The organism is Virgibacillus doumboii (genome assembly GCF_902806455.1).
In the GTDB taxonomy this organism is placed as follows: Bacteria; Bacillota; Bacilli; order Bacillales; family Amphibacillaceae; genus Lentibacillus; species Lentibacillus doumboii.
In genome coordinates this window covers 994572-1015712 of the sequence record NZ_CADCWQ010000001.1, presented here as the reverse complement: position 1 = coordinate 1015712, position 21141 = coordinate 994572, and the positions used below count along the sequence as shown (strand labels likewise).

Here is a 21141-nt window from a genome sequence, read left to right as displayed (position 1 = left end):
ATAGAGTCACACCAGACATGTTATATTTTTAATAGGAGAGGAGAGGCTGCAATGACTTTATCATTCGTTTTAATACTCGTAATGGTAATTTGTTTTCTACTTTATAAAGCCTATAAAAATACGTTTGATATAAAAATAAACAAAATAACTATTTCTTCCGAATCAACTGCAAAACAAGACCAGGTACTATCGATTCTCCACCTGTCCGACTTGCACCTTGAAAATATTTCACTGACACCCGAACAACTGGAAAATAAGCTGAAGAATGAGTCCGTTGATATGATTGCTTTAACTGGTGATTTTATGGACCGAAAACGATCGATCCCAAAATTGCTGCCGTATTTGCGTGTGCTAAGCAACGTCCAACCGAAATATGGAACGTATGCTGTGTTCGGCAATCATGATTATGTGCTAAAAAGTCATGATCTGAATAAACTTAAATTGTTGATGGAGCAAAATGATGTCCGAGTGCTGCAAAACGAAAGTGAAATAATTTCGGTAAATGGACAAACCATAAACATTATTGGAATAGATGATTACAGTACGAACCGCAGCAATCTGCCATTAGCGTATCAGCATGTTGAACAGGGAACCAATATTGTTTTAACCCATGATCCGACAGTTGTCCTTGAGATGCAGGATTATTCATTCGATTATTTAATGGCAGGTCATTTTCACGGTGGACAGATTTGTTATCCAAAAGCATATCACCTAGTTAAAATGGGTAAGCTTGCGCGCAAAAATGTAATCAAAGGGTTGCATAAGCATAACGACACACCATTTTATATAAGTGAAGGGCTTGGTCAAACCGGCCTCAATATCCGTGTCGGAAGCAGGCCCGAAATAACTTTTCACGATGTTGCCATTCGCTCAAAAAGTGCTTAATTTCACACAAGATATCGTTCGAATAATTGCTTTTTCGACATAAATAAATATACAGGAGCCTGATGCTTTGAAGTGTTTGACAAATGATTAATCGGGTAAAATGTCCCCTTTTTATATAAACGATAAAAGGGGTTTTTTATTGGTACCAATTCAAAGCCAAGGCGATTGGCCCCGCGGCACAATGTGGTGATGCCGATAATTCCTTTTATATTATTTCCTTTTTTGTGTGCCGAAACGTATTGGGAAAGCCAGGGTAAGGCATCTTTTATCTTGTGATATATTATTACCGCCCGTTTGATGTCGCTTTTAACAGGTTTTATTTCACTTATCACCCTGACATTGTGCAAATGTATTTTAATCAGTAAATCATTTTTATGAATGGTTGTTCCATCCTGCAGTGAAACAGTAGTCCCTTTATACCTTGTCAGCCTGACCCGAAACAATGTATTTCTCTTATCTTTATCATGTACGTAATGTAATCTTGTGAAACTGAAGTAAATGGGATCAATGGCATTCCACACACCCAATAGATAACCTTTCATGCTAATTCCCTTTCTTTTTTCATACTTCACAACTAGTTTGCTGTAAAAGAACCAAAAATATTGAAGGAATATTAAACCAAAAAAACTCCTGCTCAATTCTGAACAGGAGTTTTTTCATATATTAATGTTGTTCGTCAACAGTACTTCCATCATCTTTTCCATCAGCGGTTACTTTAATATGTCCAACTGCTCCTTTTGTTGCATGGTTAACTTGATGTGTGAGGAATGGGTAAAGTCCTTCTTCTTTTACTGTGAACTCGACAACCGCTCCACCGCTTGCCGGAAGCATAACTGTTTGCATCCCTTCAAAATGGTTTTCAGGATTTCCGTCAATATACACATCATCAAATATTGTTCCGACGACATGGAAACTGCTTACCTCATTCGGACCGACATTGTTAATGTAGATTCGAACTTTATCGCCGACCATGGCAGTTAAAGGTGCATCCTTTACTGCGTTAACGGTTCCGTTTGTATTCGGCTGTCCCTTATGAAGTGCTTTTGTAGAAAATACGACCTGGGATGGCTCTCCATTTGTCATATTTTCAAAATCATTGTACTGGTACCATTCGTTTTGGATTACTACATATTCCTTATCGATTTCACTATCAGTTGGATAGCCATCAGCCGGTTTAACGATAATTACTCCATGCATCCCATTGGCTATATGAGAAATCATCGGGTCTGTCCCACAGTGATACATAAACACCCCGGGCTTTGTTGCCTGATAGGAGAATGTTCCCTCATCATTTGGTGCTACATCGGCAAACCCTTTATCAGGGGCTGTGTGTACTGCATGAAAATCCATGCTGTGCGGGATTGCCGGGTCTTTATTTTCTAACGTAAAATGAATTGTATCACCTTCATTTACAACAACGAGCGGTCCTGGTGCCTCTCCGTTAAATGTCCAGGCTTTATACGTATAGCCTTCCTTTATTTCAATGTCCGTAATCTGAGCAGTCATGTTAATGTAAACATCTTTTCCATCACGGGTCATCTCCACCGGAACAGGTTCCTGATTCACACCTTGATGCGGCTTAATAACCTCCGTTTCAGCTGCTTCTTCGGCACTAACTTTGTGAATTCCGTTTTCCAAATCAGTTGAAGCGTCTTTCTGGGATTCTAGACTTCCTTCACCACAAGCAGATAACAATAAAACCATAGCACTTAGAAAAATAATTGAATAAACTCTTGTCCTTCTCAACATTCCAATCACCTCATGGCTTATTGGTAGATAAGTTAAATTACCACCCAATCAAAAATGGTATCTGCCTGCTATCTGCCTGACTGAATGGTTTACCTTATCTTCATTTAAAGTGTAATTCGAATAACCTATTGCTCCTGTGATACGCATCACATAATTATGTGAAATTATGAACAAAGTATGGCATTAAAAAATCCCTGGTGACCAACCTTATCCAGGTTCATCAGGGATTTTTGCCAACTTATGTGACATCCGATTGATCAGTAAATACACTTTGGAGTATATATAAAACAAGGGCTGCTGTAACAGCCAGGAATCCCCAGCCAAGCACTTTTTGCTCCACTTCCAAATAGTTATTGCAGATACGGACAGGTGCGTCAATATATAACCATGCCATTAAACCGAACATGGGAATATAATTAAAAATAATAAAGCTTTTCCCAACTGAACCTAGTTTTCTCCAACTGTCACGGAATGGGATTCCTGCCAGGAAAGGTAAACTGATAAATTTAAATAGCTCAACATCCCACGAAACAAGGGCTTCATCCAATGTGCGGGGAATCATCCAGTAGATTGTAATGAACACAACCAGGGTTATTCCAGGGATGCCATTTTCATTCCATTTTTCAAAAAAACCCGGAAACTTTTTTTGAAAATAGCCTGCCACCCACCATCCTGAAATGATAAGTAAAGGAATTTGCACGAGCATGTGTACAACCATTACAGATTCCATCAGGTTTCTGACAGTCGGAATGATTAATATTATGAACAAAAGAAAACCGAATTTCACCCGCACACCAGATTACCCCCTTTTTTGTAAGACTCTTTTTTGTTTTTAAACTTGTATTTGATATAAACTGCGATGTAACTGATGCGTATGATTTTCGCTCCGGGGTCTTCAGCCATTGGGACTGCGATTACTCGCCCCACTCTGAAAACCTTTTGCTTTTCCCGCAGGAATCGACTGGCCTCCGCTACAATCAAACACTGTTGTTATTTTTAATCTAAAGTTTTTTTGTCTTGATAACAGCTAGTGCAGCGTTATTCATCTTACCCAGCGGAGGAAATACACGGAGACTCCTGTGGGAGCAGAGGCCTAGATGAGACTCCGCAGCGACGAAGGAGCAAGGAGGCTCATCAGCCGCCCACGGAAAGCGAAGTGTATTTCCGTAGCGGTGTTATAGCACTCAATCTTTTTTTTTAAAGTTACGTCACATTTTATATCTTTTCTGTAGCAACAACTTATACGAAAGCAGCCTATTACAAAAAGCAAAAGTATTTAAGCCAATTTCTGCAGGTCAGCTTCTGGAACGACATTTTTCCGTATCATCATATAGCGGATAAAATGAATGACAAAAATCATTACCGCAAGCAAAGCCAATACACCTGCTACAGATCCAAAAAGTGCTGGTCCCATCCATTCAGGAATATGTGTAGCCCACCTTCTTGGTGTACTTATCGCCCCGGATACCAGGAATGAACCGCTCAAGCTGATTATCCCCAGTGTAAATGAAATAAATGCAATTTTATCCAGCCCATTCGTTTTGATAGTACTGTCTTCTTTTGCAAGGAAATACATAAATCCAAAGATCATCGCACACGCTCCGAGTGCCATATACATGTGGAAATGCCCCGGTACCCATTTCGTATTGTGCATGACATGGTTTACAACGATTGTTGCGTCGACAATCGCTGGTACGACACCGACCACCCATCCAAACATGGACAGATAGATCATTCCGGAACCCATATCCCATTTAATACCGGATTTATAAACGATCATTAAGGCACCATACGCTGTTACAACAAGTACCGGCAGCCCATTAGCATATGACAGAATTTGTCCAAGAACGAGCGTCCATGTAGGCATTACCGAATCCATTAACATATGGTGTGTGTAAATTACTAATGTAAATGCTGTTGACATTGTCCAGGCTATTAAAAATGCTTTATTGGATTTCCATGGGCGATTTGTACGTTTCTGTAAAATTTCATATACAGCTATTACAGCCATGTAAATAATTGCATTCGCAAAAATATGGCCAAATGCATATGTCAGGTTTTTCGCCAATAATGGATCAAATGTAAATGCAGGATTTATTACATTAATCATATTCATTATCAGCACTATTGCTCCTGCTATTAATGCAGTAACATTAACAATTGTTACCATAGTGCTGGCTACTACTGTTCCTGTCGGGGCATCTTTTTCCGCTTTTTTGCCCGCGATAACATCCCATCCCAAACCTTTTGCAAGACTGCCATAATTTTTTATAATAGCTCTTCCGGAATCCAGATAAAATAATAGAAAACCTATCCCCAGAATTAGCATTCCGCCAAGATAGAGCAGTGCTCCAATTGTTCCCCAAGCACTTCCGGAAAGTGCCGGCAGCGGATATAAAAATGTCCATGCACTGGCATATTTAAACGAAAATACACCAATAATGACCATAAATACCCCAATGAGGAACAATACCATATTAGCTTTCATAATTCGTTTCGACAGTTCAACATACTGACTGAGGAAATACCACATAATACCTGCGGACGCAAATGCTGCAGCACCAACCATCCCGGTACCATGAATTGTTAAAAACTGATAAAACACAGCTGGCGGCAGATCCAATACGCCACCTTGTGCCAAAAGCATCAAGATCCCAAATACCATCATTGCCATGATAATTACTCCACCAACTACCAGGTATGATACAACTAACTTATTCCGTGACTTCATAGTTGCTTCCATTTCGTACACCCCCATTACTTAACAGTAATTTTTCCTTTCATTAAATGATGAGCTACACCACAATATTCCAGGCAAAGAATCTCATATGTTCCGGGTTCGTCAAAGGTAATAAATACTTTGTTTGTATATTCCGGCATTGCCTGTGTTTGAGCAATCATGTTCATTTCTTCATCATAAATCCCAAATCCATGATTAACATCCTTGCTCGTTACATGAAATTCAACCGGTTCACCAACTGCAAATTCAGTTTGACTCATATTCCAGCCAAATTGCATTGCTTCAACATCAACAATTGGCGGTTTGCTCTCTTCACCGTATACTGGCTGATTGTATGGCAGTTCCCTCAACGTATAAATAGTCATTACCAACAATAAAACGATTAACGTACTACCATAGAATGTCCGGGCTTTATACCATTTTTTCTTGATCGGTTCATATTCCCGCTTCTCTCTGGACTTCCATGCAACAAATGCAAATACCACTGCAATAATAGTCATAAAAATTAAACTGACAATCCAGGCAACTGTTTGTACCAACTAAAAGCCCCCCTTAGCTGTTCATTTTTGTTTGCTAATCATAAAGAATTAGATATGATCGGCTTTATCATACGAAAATAAGGACAATTAACTAGTGATACAAATCACTGTTTTCGATTAATTTTTCGAAAAAACAGTTTTTTTAGTTTATATGTTTTTAACCGTTAGTATAGTGTTTTCCATCTTATAGCTAAATAAGGTTCGAAATAGAAACGTTTTTGTTTTACAGATCCTTCTACATAAAAACAGGCAGCAAGATACATTAAGTACCTTACTGCCAGCTAAGTAATCAGCTATAAAGTTCAGTTTGCCTCGGATTGTTTTTCCCGGTAGCGGTTATCTGTCGTTATAACTCCCAATTCATGATGGTCCTCCTCGTATAACGCACTCTGCACAAATCGGACTTCACCATTATCGCCGACAATTTCCAGTTTGAAAAATGCACCACTATCCTGTAATGCGTAGTAGAATTCATTCATGCTGCTAATCTTCCTGCCGTTCACCTTTTTAATCGTTTCACCGACAAGGATTCCTAACCGGTCTGCAGGTGTTCCGGGTATTATTGCCAGTACCTTCAGTCCATGCTCCGTTCTATTAAAATAGGAAGACTTTTCATTTTCAGCTAAACGATGCCTGTAATTAATAAATTCTCTTCCTATAATCCCAACCACAACAGCTCCCAGTGACAACCAGCTAATATAAATACTTCCTACTGCAAACAAAAGTACAAACAAGCTCAGGATTTGGATGGATCTGGCAAGACGATTAGCCGCTTTCTCCGGTAGACTTGCCTTCACAATATGATCGACGCCAATCAAAAATGGTACCAAAAGTAAACTGTATGTTCCACCATTTAAGGAAAAATAAGGCCAGAACGGTGCAAATGGTGTAATCAAACCGGATGGTATCACGACGAAGAACGGTATTAGGGCTAATTTTTTAATGTGGTGTGAACCAATCCAGATTCCCCGGCGCCCTAGTTCCAAATCGGGAAACGTACTATTTCGGCTGCTTCGTTTTAGAAGTATAGATTCCACCAATAAAAAGATAGCCAATAATAAACTAAGACCCGTAAAATTGGTTTTCCCAAATAATTCAGTATCTATCACATTCTGATATTCCAGTAAGTAAGGCATAAACAAAAGAATCAGATATGTAATACCAACCGTATAACTTGCTGAAAGCAGGGTGAATCGTAATGTCAGACTCAGTACAATCGTAACCAGGCATAAAAGAAGAATCGTTTCATAGGAAAAAACCATCCCCGCACCAACGATTGCAAGGGATATGAGAACCCCTGAGATAACGGATACAGCCCATGTATTCTTCCATTCAGAAAAAACATCGAACAGCTTAAAACCGAAGTTCAGCCGTTCTTTTCGTATCCTTCGGTACCCCGCAAGTAAAACAAGAATGAATACCCAATACAATAACGGGTTTAAAAATAATCTTCCCAGTCCTTTTGCCGCCTCAATTAACCAGGCTTCTGCCATTATGATCACCTTCCAGCATAGATGCAATAATTGTTTCCATTACTGCTATATTCGATATTTGTCGAATAATTTCCTGCTTTACTATCCACAAACTCAATTAAAAAGGAAATCCGCGGGCATCACCCACGGAATACCTTACTCATATAAAACGTTCAGCGCTTTTTCCATTTGCCTGTCATCTTTACCAGAACGAACTTTATCAACTACCTGCGACTCAATTAAACCTGCAGTCTTTCCATTAACCTCTCCGGTAACTTCGAGATCATTATCCGTTTGAAAAGCTTCAACTGCTGATTCTGTTTGCCTGCTGAAGTAACCATCCGTCCGTCCAGGGTCATATCCTATACCTTTAAGCATGATCTGCAGATTCTCAACCTTTTCACCTGTATGATTGTATGTGATAGGTTCTTCCACCTGAACAGGATTTGTAAAATAATATTCAGGCTGCTCTGCCTTCACCGTAGGCTTTACACCTTTTTCGTGAATCCAAGTACCTTCTGGCGAGAGCCATTTATAAAAGGTCAATTTAATCGTACTGCCATCTCCAAATGGTATTGCTTTCTGTACCGTACCTTTACCATAACTGGTCTTACCAACAACATCATAGCCTACTTCTTTCATCGCTACTGCCAGTATTTCCGAAGCTGATGCACTTCCTTCATTGATAAGGACACTGATTGGATACGGTTTTTTCTCCTCGAGGTTCGAGAAGGATTTGGACCTTTTTCCATCTGGATTCTCGATTTGTACGTAAGGAATGTCTTTTGGAATAAAGTTCTTCAGGATACCTTCTACGGCAGTTAAAAGACCGCCTGGGTTACCCCGTACATCAATTACTAGTCCTTCAATATTTTTGTTTTCCAATTCACTTAACTGTTTATTAAAATGTTCAGCAGTATTTTCTGAAAAAGTGGTGATTTCAATTATACCGGTCTTCTTATCGTCAACTTTTTTCACTTCTGAATACACAGTTTCCAATGGTATATTATCACGTGTAATTGTTACATTAAACGGTTCAGAAACACCGGCACGCTGAACTTCGAGGACAACTTCTGTGCCCTTTTCCCCGCGGATTTTTTCAACCGCTTCATATAAATCCATTCCTACTACACTTTCGCCATCCACACTCAAAATCTGGTCATTTGGCCGTAATCCCGCTTCTTCAGCAGGTGAATCTTTAATCGGTGCAACAATCGTCACTTTTCCATTTACCGTACTGACTTCTGCACCAATCCCTTCAAATGAGGATTCGATTGTTTCATTGAACTGTTCCATCGTTTCCGCATCCATATAAGAGCTGTATGGATCTTTCAACGATGTAAGCATTCCCTGTATGGCACCTTCTATTAATTGTTTATCTTCCACATCATTCAGATAGTTTTCTTTTATTATATTGTATGCCCGGGCAACTTTTTGAACGTTTGCGGGTATTTCATCTGTCTCTTGTTGCGATTGCTGTGACGTTTCAACAGTATCCTCTATGAGTTCTGTTACTGAATCAGGCTGTGCCAGTTTTATTCCAAAAAAGGCACCAGCAAACCCTAAGACAAGAGCCGCAAATAATATGAGTACGATATGTTGCTTGCGAAGCTTCATCTTCTCACCCCAACTAGTATGTATTTGATCGATGGGTCGTCCTCTTCCAATACTTATAAAGAGGCATCACACCGTAATGTGCGATGCCTCTAATATTATAGTTTATGCAAACAAATTGCAAATACATTCGTTAAAAATTAGGGAAGGAATGGCATTGGGTTTATTCCAGAATGATAATTCCATCCACCATTGTGAACCTCAAAATGCAAATGAGCTCCATATGAATTTCCGGTATTGCCTACTGCACCAATTGTTTGTCCTCTGGATACGCTTTGACCAAGTGATACTGATCGGCTGGACAAATGTGCATATACTGTCGTTTTATCATACTGGGCATGATAAATGTATATTACATTTCCATAACTGCTGGAATAAGCAGATCTTGTAACTACACCACCTGCTGCAGCTGAAACAGCAGTACCGGTCGGATGTGCAAAGTCTACACCATAATGGTATCCCAAACTTCTTGATCCAAATCCTGAAGAAATATTTGGGGATACAGGCCAGATAAAGGTACCATTACCCCCACCGGCTGAGCTTGATGACGAGCCTTTATTATCTCCAGATAGTTGATTAAGTTGGTTTTGAGCTTCTTTTTTAGCCTGTGCGATAACAGCAGCCTGGTCATTCAGAACTTGTTGCTGTTCTGCCAGACTCATTTTATATTGTTCCAGATGATTATGCTGTTCTTTAAGTTCTCCCATTTTCTGCTCTTTTTCAGCCATTTGATCGTTCAACTGAGATTTCAAGGATTCCAATTCCTGTCTTTGACTTTCCAGAGATGCTTTTTTCGCTTCGACCTCTGCTTTCTTTTCTTCTACTTCAGCTTTCTTTTGTTCTACTTCTTCCTTTTTCGATTCTACTTCCTTTTTTTCAGCCATATGTGTTTCCATGATATGTTTATCCTGGTCCATAATCGTGTTAACAGCTGAGGATCTGCTGATAAAATCACCAAAGCTTTGTGCGCCCAGGATTACTTCCAGATATTTCATACTCCCACCGTTTGACTGTATAGCACGAAGACGGTCTTTCAACAATTTTTCCCGTTTTTTAATTCGTTCCTTTAATTCTTTGATTTCTTCTTTAAGCTGGTCAATCCTGTTATGTAAGTCATTAACCCGCCGTTTTAATTCTTCAATTTCCTTATTTGTTGCTGCAATGTCATTTTCCTTTGCTTCAATCTTGTTTCTTGTTGTATCCAGTTGCTGGTCGATTGAGTTAATGTCGCCTTTAACGTCTTCTTGCTTATCAAGGTTTTCGTCAATCTTTTCTTCGGTATTTGCCTTGTCATTTTTTATTTCAGATTTCTTTTTGTTCAGTTGGTCCTGTTTTTCTTCTAAATCGTTAATTTCCTGTTTAACTTCTCCGGCTGAAGCTGCCGATACTTTCTGCCAATCTACTAAGCCTGTACCGAGAACCAGTACAGCTATTAGTAAATACGAAACTACTTTTCTCATCACGTTTCCCCTTTCCCTCTAAAAAATAAATGCATAATTGTTTATAGGAATTTACTTTTATTAAACTTTCAGGAATTTACGGACACTCATGACACTGCCCCAAACTCCAATGAATGCGCCGATGACCAGGATAATAAGAGAAAGTTGCCATGCAAATGGATTAAATGGCAATAGCTCAACGAAGTCGTAGGTAATTTGTCCGCTGATACTATTTTCCAAATAGTAATATCCACCTAAAACAAGTGAGATTGGAATAATTGCGCCTAACACTCCAAGCAGCATCCCTTCGATAAAGAACGGCCAGCGGATAAATCCATTTGTAGCTCCGACAAGCTTCATAATACCAATTTCCTTGCTTCGGGCCATGATTGTAAGTTTAATTGTATTTGAAATGAGGAATATAGCAGTAAATACTAATCCCAAAATTAATACCAATCCGATGTTACGTGCGTATTCATTAAACTGAAATAATCGATGAATAACATCTCTTCCATAGTTGACTTCCTGAATATTATCAAGGCTGTTAATTTGTTTTGCCAAAGATTCTGTATCAGCGGGGTTGTCTGCCTTAACGATATATGCATGACTTAATGGATTTTCCTGTTGATACATCTGCCACGCGCCGCCTTCTTTCCCCATGCTTTCCATTAACTGGGCAAGCTGTTCATCTTTGGAAGAGAATTCAACACTTTTCGCTTCTTCCATTTGCTCAATCTTGTTTCCAAGTTCTTCTATTTGTTCTTCATTGGCAGTGCGATCAATTAATGCATCAATCTGTACCTGCTCTTCAAGGGTATTGGCCATATTATTAAGATTCAGCATTAGAGCAAGGAACGCCCCTACCAGAATAAGTGTTGTTGTCACTGCGCCAACAGATGCGACAGTCATCCATCCATTACGGAAAATGTTCTTTATACCTTCTCTGAAATGTCTTTTTACCGTACTAAACTTCATAGCCGTATTCACCTCGTTGTTCGTCACGCACGATTAAACCATCTTCAACCGCGATTACTCGTTTTTTAATCGTGTTAACAATCTCTTTGCTGTGGGTGGCCATGATAACCGTTGTACCCCTGGCATTTATTTCTTCAAAGATCCGCATGATGCCCCATGATGTCTCCGGGTCCAGATTTCCTGTAGGCTCGTCCGCTATAACAATTTTCGGATGATTGACAATAGCACGGGCAATGGATACCCGTTGCTGTTCCCCGCCTGATAATTCATCAGGAATAAAACGGGCTTTATTCTTTAAACCAACCAGATCAAGAACATCCATCACACGTTTGCGGATATTACGGGGAGATTCTTCGATAACTTCCAGTGCAAATGCGATATTTTCATAGACTGATAGTTTGGGAAGCAACTTAAAGTCCTGGTATATAACACCGATTTCCCTGCGAAGAAACGGTACTTTTTTCTCCTTCAGTTCGCTCATATCGACCTCGTTAATGATAATTGTTCCATCTGAGGGCTTTACTTCTCGGTACATCAGTTTTACAAAAGTGGATTTACCGGCACCACTTGGCCCGACAATATATACAAACTCGCCCTGATCAATATCTATATTAATGCCATTAAGGGCTGTAACCCCATTGGCATACGTCTTGTAAATATCTTTCATTTTTATCATCTATGTATCACCTTTTACTTTTTAATGTTGTAGTCTCATGTTGTCGAATCTTTGCGCATAAATGAAATTAGAAAGTGGCTTCACGCCTTTCCTATTACATTTCTGATTAACCAATAAATAATTATTATCTATTATAACATTTTTCAGCAAAAATTTTAGACAAAAATTATTACATTTTCATTTCAAACGCTATAAATTTCTTAAATTTTTGTAATATTTTGTACGCTATTGGAGTATTTTGCAATTTAGGAGCTGGGAGTGGAGAAAATTTGTGGATAAAAAAAGCTGGCCCACTGGAAAGAATCCATTGAGCCAAGTTTTTATCGTTAGGTATTTATTTTAGCATTACTTTTTTTGTGCTAACCATGAAGCAAGTGTTTGGATGTCTCCTTCAGATAGCTGAGATCCAAATGCCGGCATACCACCATCTGTACCATTTGTAATAATATCCTTGATTTCATCAGATGAATGATCTGCACCGACTGATGTCAAATCAGCACCTGCACCACCGGATAGATCTGCACCATGACAGGTAGCACAATTACTTTGGTAAATTTCTTCGGCTGCAGCAGAATCAACTGTACCGCCGCCTTCATCGGCAGATTCTTCAGTACCATTGCTGCCGTTATCGGCTGAATCATCCGTAGCGCCGTCATCCCCTCCGCCGCCACAAGCGCCGAGCACAAGCGCTGAGCCGAACAATACTGTCAATAACCATTTTTTCATGCTTAAATCCCCCCAAACATATTTTAGTGTAAAGGTTATCACAGTTATTATAACCCAATTACAATGATTTAAAACCCTTGTCCATCACTGTCTTTCACTAAAAATGAACATAACCGCATGGGGGGCAAAGCTTTTGGCAAATTGTGTCATTTTCATGACTTCATTGTGAACATTTGGTAATTGTTTCGTTTAGTTCAATTGTGCACGTAAATAGGCATCAATGAACGGGTCAAGATTACCATCTATAACACCTTGTGCATTACCAACTTCAACATTTGTACGGTGATCTTTTACCATAGTGTATGGATGGAAAACATACGAACGAATTTGGCTTCCCCAGCCAATTTCTTTTTGTTCTCCTCTTAGTGCATCCACTTCCTGTTGCTGGCGTTCCAATTCAAGCTGGTACAGTTTCGACTTCAACATTTTCATTGCCTGCTCCCGATTTTGGATTTGCGACCGTTCAGACTGACACGTAACAATCGTTTTTGTCGGTAAATGGGTAATACGAACTGCCGAATCTGTAGTGTTTACGTGCTGACCACCAGCCCCGCTGGCACGGTACGTATCAATCTTGATATCCTCATTTTTTACCTCTACATCAACATCATCAGACATTTCAGGCATTACATCACACGACGTAAAAGATGTGTGACGTCGTCCGGATGAGTCAAATGGAGATATCCGAACAAGCCTGTGGACGCCTTTTTCAGCTTTCAAATTACCATAGGCATTATGGCCCTTTATCAATAGCGTAACACTCTTAACACCCGCTTCATCACCTGGCAAGTAATCCAATGTTTCCACAGAAAAATTCTTCTTATCAGCCCACCGCTGATACATCCTGAGCAGCATGCTTGCCCAATCCTGTGACTCGGTTCCACCTGCTCCCGGATGCAGTTCCAATATGGCATTATTTGCATCATATGGTTCGCTTAAGAGCATCTGCAGTTCAAAATCATTAATATTTTTTCTTAGAGCAGTGATTTCTTCCTCAAGTTCAGCAAATAATTCTGCATCAGTTTCTTCCTTTACCAGTTCATAGGATACTTTGAGGTTATCGAGTTTCTCCTCTAAATCCTCAAAATTATCCACATAACTTTTCAATCCGTTATTTTCATCAATAACTTTTTGTGCTTCAGACGGATCATCCCAGAACGCAGGAACTGTCATTTCCATTTCAAGCTCTTTTATGCGCTCTCTCTTGTTATCTAAGTCAAAGAGACCCCCTGAATTCATTAATTCGCTTTTTCATTTGTTCCAGTTCATTGCTGATTTCTGCTAGTTCCATTTTATTCACCTCATAATGTGATATTTTCAGTAAAAAGAGGCTGGTACAAAAGTGTTTTATCAAAAGGAATATCCGAACAAATTGGAAAATGGTGCATAAACCGCTCCGGAAATATACTTCGCTTTCCGCGGGCGGCTGTCGAGCCTCTCCGTGCTTTCGCACTCCGAATCTCACCTAGGCCTTTCCTCCCGCAGGAGTCTACGTATATTTCCTCCGCTTTATCCATACATTGTTCGTTGCTTATCCTACACGTTTTTGTTATGTCCCAGCCTCCATCTTTATTTTCCATGACAGTTTTTATACTTTTTACCGCTGCCGCATGGACATGGATCATTTCGTCCGATATCCTCGGTTTTCACATATGGCTTACGTGATTTTTTCTTCTCTTCCTGATCACCGGAAACTGCTTGTGTATTCTTTACAACTTCCTGGCGTTGCAGGTTCTCGCGTATTTGTGCTTTCATTACGTATCTGGCAACTTCTTCTTCAATTGCAACAACCATTTCTTCAAACATGTGGAAGCCTTCTGCCTGATATTCCTGCAATGGATCGTTTTGTCCGTATGCACGTAAATGAATTCCCTGGCGAAGCTGATCCATTTGATCGATATGGTCCATCCACTTCGTATCCACTGTACGAAGTAAAATAACCTTTTCAAACTCGCGCATCTGTTCAGGGGTAAGCTCCTGTTCTTTTTCATCATAACGGGCTCTTACTTTTTCCATAATAAATTCCGTAATTTCTTCCGGCTCTTTTCCTTTAATGTCATCCACTGAAATATCGTTATAATCGAGCAGATTGCCATGAACATATTCCACAATTGAATCGAGCTCCCAGTTCTCGTCAAGTTCATCCTGGGTATTTGCATGGACCACGCGTTGAAGTGTTGAAACAATCATACCTTCAACAATCTCACGAAGATCCTCATTTGCTTCGATTACATCAAAACGTTGCTTGTAAATGATTTCACGTTGCTGACGTAAAACATCATCATAGGAAAGTACAGTTTTACGTGCATCGAAGTTGTTACCTTCAACCCGTTTCTGGGCAGATTCAACCGCTCTGGAAACCATTTTACTTTCAATCGGCTGTGTGTCATCCATTCCAAGACGTTCCATCATCGACTTCAAATTGTCCGATCCAAAACGACGCATTAATTCATCTTCCATCGATAAATAAAATTGCGTCAGTCCCGGGTCACCCTGACGTCCTGAACGTCCACGCAGCTGGTTATCAATACGACGTGATTCATGCCGCTCCGTACCAATAACAGCGAGACCGCCAAGTTCTGTTACTCCATCACCAAGTTTAATATCCGTACCACGACCTGCCATATTGGTTGCAATCGTTACTGCACCTCTTTGGCCGGCATTTTCAATAATCTCCGCTTCCCGATAGTGGTTTTTCGCATTTAAGACATTGTGTTTAACACCGGCATTCTTAAGCATTTTTGAAATCAGCTCGGATGTTTCAACAGCAACCGTACCTACAAGAACCGGCTGTCCGTTCTCATATCTCTCTTTAATTTCATTAACAACAGCCCGGAATTTTCCTTCCATTGATTTATAAATCATATCGGAATTATCAGCACGGACAATTGGTTTGTTCGTCGGAATCGCGACGACATCCATGTTGTAAATATTCCGGAATTCTTCTTCCTCTGTCTTCGCAGTACCGGTCATCCCGGAAAGTTTATTGTACATACGGAAGAAGTTCTGGAATGTAATGGACGCCAGTGTCATGCTTTCATTTTGAATCTGCAGACCTTCTTTTGCCTCGATTGCCTGATGAAGTCCATCACTGTAGCGCCGTCCTTTCATCAAACGACCTGTGAATTGGTCAACGATAATTACTTCGCCTTCCTGAACAACATAATCGGTATCACGCTGCATCGATGCATGTGCTTTTAGTGCCTGGTTAATGTGGTGTGTCAGTGATACGTTATTTAAATCGAACAGGTTTTCAATACTGAAATAGCGTTCTGCCTTATTTATACCTTCTTCCGTCAACTGTACACCTTTTGTTTTTTCATCAAACGTATAGTCAGTTTCACGTTTCAGTGTACTTACAAATGAGTTGGCCTGTTGATACATGGCAGCTGACTTTTGTGCAGAGCCGGAAATAATTAATGGTGTTCTGGCTTCATCAATTAGAATGGAGTCAACCTCGTCAATAATTGCAAAATTCAACGGGCGCTGAACCATTTGCTCTTTATAAAGAACCATGTTGTCACGTAAATAATCGAAGCCAAATTCGTTATTCGTACCATACGTGATATCACTGTAATACGCTTCTCTCTTTTCTTCTTTCGTAAGTCCATTGCCATTTAAACCAACCGTCAGACCAAGAAAGCCATACAGTTCTCCCATTTCTCTCGCGTCACGGTCTGCAAGGTATTCGTTTACTGTTATAATATGAACGCCTTTTCCGGAAATCGCATTTAAATATGCAGGCATAGTTGACGCTAATGTTTTACCTTCACCGGTTTTCATTTCAGCGATATTGCCTTCATGCAACGCAATCGCACCCATAAGCTGAACCGGGAAAGGACGCATTTTCAAAACGCGCTTTGAAGCTTCACGGACAACTGCATAAGCTTCAATCATCATGTCGTTCAATGTTTCTCCATTTTCATAACGTTCTTTGAATTCTGCGGTTTTATTTGTAAGATCATCATCAGACAGTTTTTCCATATCAGATTCCAATGCTTCTATCTGATCGACTTTTTTCTGTAATTGTGCAAGTTGTTTTTTGGTGCCATCACCGAATATTTTTGTCAATAAACCAGCCATTTAAAACGCTCCTCGTATTGTTGGATAAACATGGAAAGCCCCTGATAATCAGTCAGCTTTCTACCCTATAAAAAGTAAATCTTATATACACAAAAATACATAAATTGATTACTATAGTCCATCATTAATAATAACTTATCTTAAGTCCTATGACAACTGATTGAAAAGCATACCGGGCACAAAGAAAAAGAACAGTTCGGGGGTGAACTGTTCTTTCAGTGAGGTAGGTATGAGGCTTCGTTGTGGAAAGTAGAAGTGCTCATGCTGACTTGGGGCAGATCTATGTGAGAGCATAAGCATGTTTTTGTTCATTATATTTCCTGTCCAGCTCTGAAAGGCGACGGTTTGTGGTGGCGATGATTTCCACTAATTGTGTAATGGTTTCTTCATGTTGTTGTATTCTTCTTACCAGCTCGTCATACTTGTATTCACTCACATAAATCCCCCCTTTCGTTTGGTGTAGTTTAGTTATATCACGGAATAACAAAAGGCGCTAATCGCCATTTTTCAATTTTGGCAACCTATTCGACATATTTTTTCATGGATATGTATATTTCTGCTGGGTTTTTAAGAAATATATTAAAAAAACAAGTAATTTTAAACTGCCAAAATTCAATTTTGGTAAACTCTGCTACAAATTTCGACAAAAATAGATAAATTATTAAAAGAGTTTTTTAGTAAAGCATTTAAACAGCACCAAAATAAAAAGCGACCCTCGAAACCGGGGTCGCCCTTTAACTATTTTTCTATTTTCAGGCGTTAGGCTCAATCAATCCGTATTTTCCGTCTTTCCGGCGATATACTACGTTCGTATCACCGGAAAAGGAGTTGGTAAATACATAGAATGCATGGCCTAACATATCCATTTGCAGTACTGCTTCTTCAGAATCCATTGGTTTTAAATTAAATCGTTTAGTTCGTACAATTTCTATTTCATCGGATTCACTTTTTTCGTTATTTGCTTCTTTTTCTAACTCAGCAAATATGTGTTTCGGAGAACCTTTCTGTCTAAATTTACGATTAACTTTTGTTTTGTACTTACGAATTTGCCTTTCCAATTTGTCTACTACCAGGTCAATTGCCGCATAAAGATCAATATGCTGTTCCTCGGCCCGCAGCAGCAAATCAGTCATTGGAATCGTAACCTCAATTCGCTGTTCATCGTTATAGACACTTAAGTTTACATGTACATCAGATGTTGGCGGTGTATCAAAGTATCTCTCAAGCTTGCTGATTTTCTTTTCTACGTAATCACGTATTGCCCCTGTCACCTCAATATTCTCACCACGAATGTTGTACTTCATAAAAAGTGTCCTCCTTTCATCCTTATGTATTTATTATACTACTTTCCCCCTCATTTTTCCTGCTTAAACCTTAAAATTATTATGTGGATATTTGTTTCCATGTGTCGATAGAATGCTATAATGCCTACATACGCACGTTGTGAGCGGAAAGTTCGGGGGAAAAATAGTAAAAAAGCCCCTGAATTTTTATCAAGGGCTTCTTTTTATTTTTTGCTGTCCAAATACATACCGTCCAGCGATTTTACGTCTTCATAAGGATTCAAATAGGTACGATTGGATTTTTTCTGTTTTTTCACTTGTTTCATTTCCACTTTTAGATCATCAAACAGTGCGTTCATTTTCACTTGAATATTTTCGTTTAAATGGACCAGTTCTTTTCCAAGCTGCTTTTCTGCTTCTGTAAACGGAGGAGAAGTTTTATTTAATAACTGACCTCTCTGTTCAACCAAATCATTTACCTGTTCAATCATGCTGTCCCGGTCTTTTGCGTGAACCTTCTCATTCAGAACTTTTTCCAGCTCTTTGGTTATGTCATATATTTCATGCAATTGACTCATTATACTCTGGCGCCCTGTGCATATTGTGTTTGTCTTGTCTGTTTGATTACTTCTTTCCATGTATCACGGAATTCAATAACATAACCTAATGCTTCTTCCAGTATAGCCACATCATTTTTAATATTGCCTTCTTGCAGCTGATGTAAAATATATTCATATAAAGGCATGATTTGTTGTGAAATTTCAACCTTAGGGTCAAGTGTCAGCATTAATTCACGAATGATATTTTGTGCTTTCTGGATGTTGGTATTCTTTGCTTCATGGCTCTGATTTTGCATATCTTTCATTGCCTGTTTAATAAATTTTATGCAGCCATTATATAACATTAGTGTCAGTTCTCCACCTGATGCGGTGTTAACTGAGTTATTCTGATATGCCTGATAATGTTTGTTTACTGACATATATTAACACTCCTTAAAAGTTTACTAACCGCCAAACTGGGACATTAATTGGGCAGACTGCTGATTCATCCGCTGAATGGCTTTCTCCATCTGAGTGAACTGGCTCCAGTATCGATTCTCTACACGAACCAGTCGGTCTTCAAATGCTTCTATACGTTCATTAAGATCCTTCATGCGCTTACCAAGTGTATAATTCTCAAGTGTATCAGTTCCTTCACCAGCACGACGTTCAATTTGCTCTTTCGTGGATTCAAGGGCATCTTCCAACCGGTTGATAATCCCTCGGCTGTCACCTTCAGCATTATTGGAAAATAACTTGTGAACACCGTCAGGATCAGTCCTTAGTGCCTCTTTAAGTTCTTGTTCATCGACTTTCAGTTTACCACCATCCAAATAGTTTTTCGATGTGGTAATTCCAACTTGAGTTAAAGAAGTAATATCGCCACCGGTATCCACATTTGCATACCAGCTGCGACGCATCGAAAAGAGCCCTTCAGAAATCGCTGATTCACCGCGAAGAATACCACTTTTAGCTTTTTCTTCCCATAGTTCTATTTCATTTTCAGACATTGCTTCCTTTTGTTTATCGGTTAATGGTTTATAGTCCCGATAAATCTCTTCCTGCTGTGTTCCATTCAGCTTTTCAACAACCTCATTATACTTCTCAACAAACTTCATGATCTGATCAAATGAGGCATCAACATTATTTGTTACAGTAAGATTTGCGGCACCATCCGTTACATCATTAAATTGGAAAGTTACGCCTCCAAGTTCGTATGAGTTATCGTGTGAGGTCATGTCTAGGCCATTGTATTTGAATTTAGCGTCTTCTCCGCCTTTTTCAACTGCGACCCAGTTACCTGAATCATTTTTCTCAGCCATTTTCATGTTTAAAACACCCATGAGGAAGCCATTATCGGTTTTAAAATTAGTACCATCGTTGGTAAAGCCTATTTCCGCTCCAAGAAACTCGTTTGATTGATTGTAATTTCCTGTTCTTGTAGTTTCCATGATTACTTTTTCCGTATTTGCATCATAAAAAGCACGAACGTTGTTATCATCTTCAGTAATACGCTTTAATACATCATTTATTGTTTCATCTTCACTTATATCATAGGTGTGTGGATTAGCGTTTCCATTTTCGTCGTATGTGTAAAACGTAAACTTATTATCAAGAACACTTTGATTAACTTCACCATCATCAACTAAAGCTCTAAAAGTTTTATCCACTTTAAGTCCTAAACTACTATCACTTACATTAATAGCTGATGTAGCCAATTTACCCACTTCGATTTTATACGTTCCATTAGTAGCTCCAGCAGAACCCGTCGCCGTTACAGCACTTTCCTGCGAAGAACTAACCGATTTGGAGTTATATGTACTCTCAAACTTCATGTTCAGAATCATGTTATCCAATTCAAGCAGCTTTTTGTTCACATCACGAAAAGCATCCCTTTTCCACGTAAGCGTTGTACGTTCCTGTTCCATCCGTTGAAGGGGCATCCGCTCTGCTTTCATCAGCTTATTAACCATCTTGTCGATGTCCATTCCTGTAGCCAGGCCGCCTATTCGCATAACTTACAACTCCTTTTAAATCTTTTCATCTACCAGAATCCCCATAAACTCTGCCATTGCCGCATACATATCAAGCATTTTCTTTGGCGGGATTTCTTTTATTACTTCATCTGTCATTGGATTGACAACGGTGACATAGTATTCTTCCAATTTTTCATGAAACTCAAACCTGAGATTGGTTCGCAGTGGTTCTGTGAATTCGTTTAACTTGTCCACTACTGTTTTAATCTTGTCAGTATTGATTAATTCCTCATTTTGTAATTCATTTTCTTTCTCGGCCACTTTTTCCTTTGCAGTTGTCATTTGCCTGTTGTACTGTTCATTTTGCAAGGGTTGAGTACCTGTTAGTGTGTTTTCTAACTTCATTGCCCAAGCAACTCCTCATACCATATGATTTTTTATTTAT

20 protein-coding genes are annotated in these 21141 nt (G+C 39.3%); 1 reads left to right on the top strand and 19 read right to left on the bottom strand.

Annotated features, from left to right (window positions below; translation table 11 throughout):
- Window positions 1-51 precede the first annotated feature (51 nt).
- Window positions 52-885: a metallophosphoesterase gene (locus G6R02_RS04800; RefSeq protein WP_164668111.1), complete on the top strand. Its 834-nt coding sequence runs from the start codon at window positions 52-54 to the stop codon at window positions 883-885.
- 2 nt (window positions 886-887) lie between these two features.
- Here G6R02_RS04800 and G6R02_RS04795 read toward each other — a convergent pair whose 3' ends face one another.
- From G6R02_RS04795 to flaG, 19 genes are all read right to left on the bottom strand, one after another.
- A complete protein-coding gene (locus G6R02_RS04795; RefSeq protein ID WP_164668110.1) occupies window positions 888-1427 on the bottom strand; it encodes a YkoP family protein in 540 nt (179 codons plus the stop codon).
- Window positions 1428-1548: 121 nt separating this feature from the next.
- Entirely contained in the window at window positions 1549-2634 is a 1086-nt protein-coding gene (locus G6R02_RS04790; protein ID WP_164668108.1) for a multicopper oxidase domain-containing protein, read from the bottom strand.
- A gap of 238 nt (window positions 2635-2872) precedes the next feature.
- Complete coding sequence (locus G6R02_RS04785) at window positions 2873-3427, bottom strand: hypothetical protein (RefSeq protein WP_164668107.1); 555 nt, start codon at window positions 3425-3427, stop codon at window positions 2873-2875.
- A 483-nt stretch (window positions 3428-3910) separates the two neighbouring features.
- A complete protein-coding gene (locus tag G6R02_RS04780) occupies window positions 3911-5377 on the bottom strand; it encodes a cbb3-type cytochrome c oxidase subunit I (protein ID WP_205520060.1) in 1467 nt (488 codons plus the stop codon).
- Window positions 5378-5391: 14 nt separating this feature from the next.
- Complete coding sequence (locus G6R02_RS04775; RefSeq protein WP_164668106.1) at window positions 5392-5913, bottom strand: cupredoxin domain-containing protein; 522 nt, start codon at window positions 5911-5913, stop codon at window positions 5392-5394.
- 302 nt (window positions 5914-6215) lie between these two features.
- Entirely contained in the window at window positions 6216-7406 is a 1191-nt protein-coding gene (locus G6R02_RS04770; RefSeq protein ID WP_164668104.1) for a PDZ domain-containing protein, read from the bottom strand.
- Window positions 7407-7541: 135 nt separating this feature from the next.
- Window positions 7542-9002 (bottom strand): S41 family peptidase, encoded by a 1461-nt coding sequence (locus tag G6R02_RS04765; RefSeq protein WP_164668103.1) that lies wholly within the window; start codon window positions 9000-9002, stop codon window positions 7542-7544.
- 137 nt (window positions 9003-9139) lie between these two features.
- A complete protein-coding gene (locus tag G6R02_RS04760) occupies window positions 9140-10459 on the bottom strand; it encodes a murein hydrolase activator EnvC family protein (RefSeq protein WP_164668101.1) in 1320 nt (439 codons plus the stop codon).
- Between the two features lie 60 nt (window positions 10460-10519).
- Entirely contained in the window at window positions 10520-11413 is an 894-nt protein-coding gene (gene ftsX / locus G6R02_RS04755; RefSeq protein ID WP_164668099.1) for a permease-like cell division protein FtsX, read from the bottom strand.
- On the bottom strand, window positions 11403-12089 hold the full coding sequence (gene ftsE / locus G6R02_RS04750) for a cell division ATP-binding protein FtsE (protein ID WP_164668097.1): 687 nt from the start codon (window positions 12087-12089) through the stop codon (window positions 11403-11405). The genes ftsX and ftsE overlap by 11 nt, the downstream gene beginning before the upstream one ends.
- 345 nt (window positions 12090-12434) lie before the next feature.
- Window positions 12435-12815, bottom strand: a complete 381-nt coding sequence (locus G6R02_RS04745; protein WP_164668095.1) for a c-type cytochrome — start codon at window positions 12813-12815, stop codon at window positions 12435-12437.
- A gap of 189 nt (window positions 12816-13004) precedes the next feature.
- Window positions 13005-14106, bottom strand: a protein-coding gene (gene prfB, locus G6R02_RS04740) for a peptide chain release factor 2 (RefSeq protein ID WP_164668094.1) whose coding sequence is annotated in 2 segments (ribosomal slippage) — window positions 13005-14033 and window positions 14035-14106 — 1101 coding nt in all. Because the reading frame shifts where the segments join, the coding sequence is not laid out codon by codon here.
- A 278-nt stretch (window positions 14107-14384) separates the two neighbouring features.
- Window positions 14385-16898, bottom strand: coding sequence for a preprotein translocase subunit SecA (gene secA / locus G6R02_RS04735; RefSeq protein WP_164668093.1), 2514 nt, complete (start codon window positions 16896-16898; stop codon window positions 14385-14387).
- Window positions 16899-17178: 280 nt separating this feature from the next.
- Complete coding sequence (locus G6R02_RS04730; RefSeq protein WP_164668092.1) at window positions 17179-17334, bottom strand: hypothetical protein; 156 nt, start codon at window positions 17332-17334, stop codon at window positions 17179-17181.
- 316 nt (window positions 17335-17650) lie between these two features.
- On the bottom strand, window positions 17651-18202 hold the full coding sequence (hpf, locus tag G6R02_RS04725) for a ribosome hibernation-promoting factor, HPF/YfiA family (protein ID WP_164668090.1): 552 nt from the start codon (window positions 18200-18202) through the stop codon (window positions 17651-17653).
- 203 nt (window positions 18203-18405) lie between these two features.
- A complete protein-coding gene (gene fliT / locus G6R02_RS04720) occupies window positions 18406-18759 on the bottom strand; it encodes a flagellar protein FliT (protein WP_164668089.1) in 354 nt (117 codons plus the stop codon).
- Window positions 18759-19160: a flagellar export chaperone FliS gene (gene fliS / locus G6R02_RS04715; RefSeq protein ID WP_164668088.1), complete on the bottom strand. Its 402-nt coding sequence runs from the start codon at window positions 19158-19160 to the stop codon at window positions 18759-18761. Before fliS ends, fliT begins: the two co-directional genes overlap by 1 nt.
- Window positions 19161-19184: 24 nt before the next feature.
- Window positions 19185-20735: a flagellar hook-associated protein 2 gene (locus G6R02_RS04710; protein ID WP_164668087.1), complete on the bottom strand. Its 1551-nt coding sequence runs from the start codon at window positions 20733-20735 to the stop codon at window positions 19185-19187.
- Window positions 20736-20750: 15 nt separating this feature from the next.
- A complete protein-coding gene (gene flaG, locus G6R02_RS04705; protein WP_164668086.1) occupies window positions 20751-21101 on the bottom strand; it encodes a flagellar protein FlaG in 351 nt (116 codons plus the stop codon).
- Between the last annotated feature and the right edge of the window lie 40 nt (window positions 21102-21141).

Coding starts and splice junctions, on each gene's coding strand:
- G6R02_RS04800 (WP_164668111.1), top strand. CDS start 52: ATGACTTTATCATTCGTTTTAATACTCGTAATGGTAATTTGTTTTCTA.
- G6R02_RS04795 (WP_164668110.1), bottom strand. CDS start 1,427: ATGAAAGGTTATCTATTGGGTGTGTGGAATGCCATTGATCCCATTTAC.
- G6R02_RS04790 (WP_164668108.1), bottom strand. CDS start 2,634: ATGTTGAGAAGGACAAGAGTTTATTCAATTATTTTTCTAAGTGCTATG.
- G6R02_RS04780 (WP_205520060.1), bottom strand. CDS start 5,377: ATGGAAGCAACTATGAAGTCACGGAATAAGTTAGTTGTATCATACCTG.
- G6R02_RS04770 (WP_164668104.1), bottom strand. CDS start 7,406: ATGGCAGAAGCCTGGTTAATTGAGGCGGCAAAAGGACTGGGAAGATTA.
- G6R02_RS04765 (WP_164668103.1), bottom strand. CDS start 9,002: ATGAAGCTTCGCAAGCAACATATCGTACTCATATTATTTGCGGCTCTT.
- G6R02_RS04760 (WP_164668101.1), bottom strand. CDS start 10,459: ATGAGAAAAGTAGTTTCGTATTTACTAATAGCTGTACTGGTTCTCGGT.
- ftsX (WP_164668099.1), bottom strand. CDS start 11,413: ATGAAGTTTAGTACGGTAAAAAGACATTTCAGAGAAGGTATAAAGAAC.
- ftsE (WP_164668097.1), bottom strand. CDS start 12,089: ATGATAAAAATGAAAGATATTTACAAGACGTATGCCAATGGGGTTACA.
- G6R02_RS04745 (WP_164668095.1), bottom strand. CDS start 12,815: ATGAAAAAATGGTTATTGACAGTATTGTTCGGCTCAGCGCTTGTGCTC.
- secA (WP_164668093.1), bottom strand. CDS start 16,898: ATGGCTGGTTTATTGACAAAAATATTCGGTGATGGCACCAAAAAACAA.
- hpf (WP_164668090.1), bottom strand. CDS start 18,202: ATGAAGTACAACATTCGTGGTGAGAATATTGAGGTGACAGGGGCAATA.
- fliT (WP_164668089.1), bottom strand. CDS start 18,759: ATGAGTCAATTGCATGAAATATATGACATAACCAAAGAGCTGGAAAAA.
- fliS (WP_164668088.1), bottom strand. CDS start 19,160: ATGTCAGTAAACAAACATTATCAGGCATATCAGAATAACTCAGTTAAC.
- G6R02_RS04710 (WP_164668087.1), bottom strand. CDS start 20,735: ATGCGAATAGGCGGCCTGGCTACAGGAATGGACATCGACAAGATGGTT.
- flaG (WP_164668086.1), bottom strand. CDS start 21,101: ATGAAGTTAGAAAACACACTAACAGGTACTCAACCCTTGCAAAATGAA.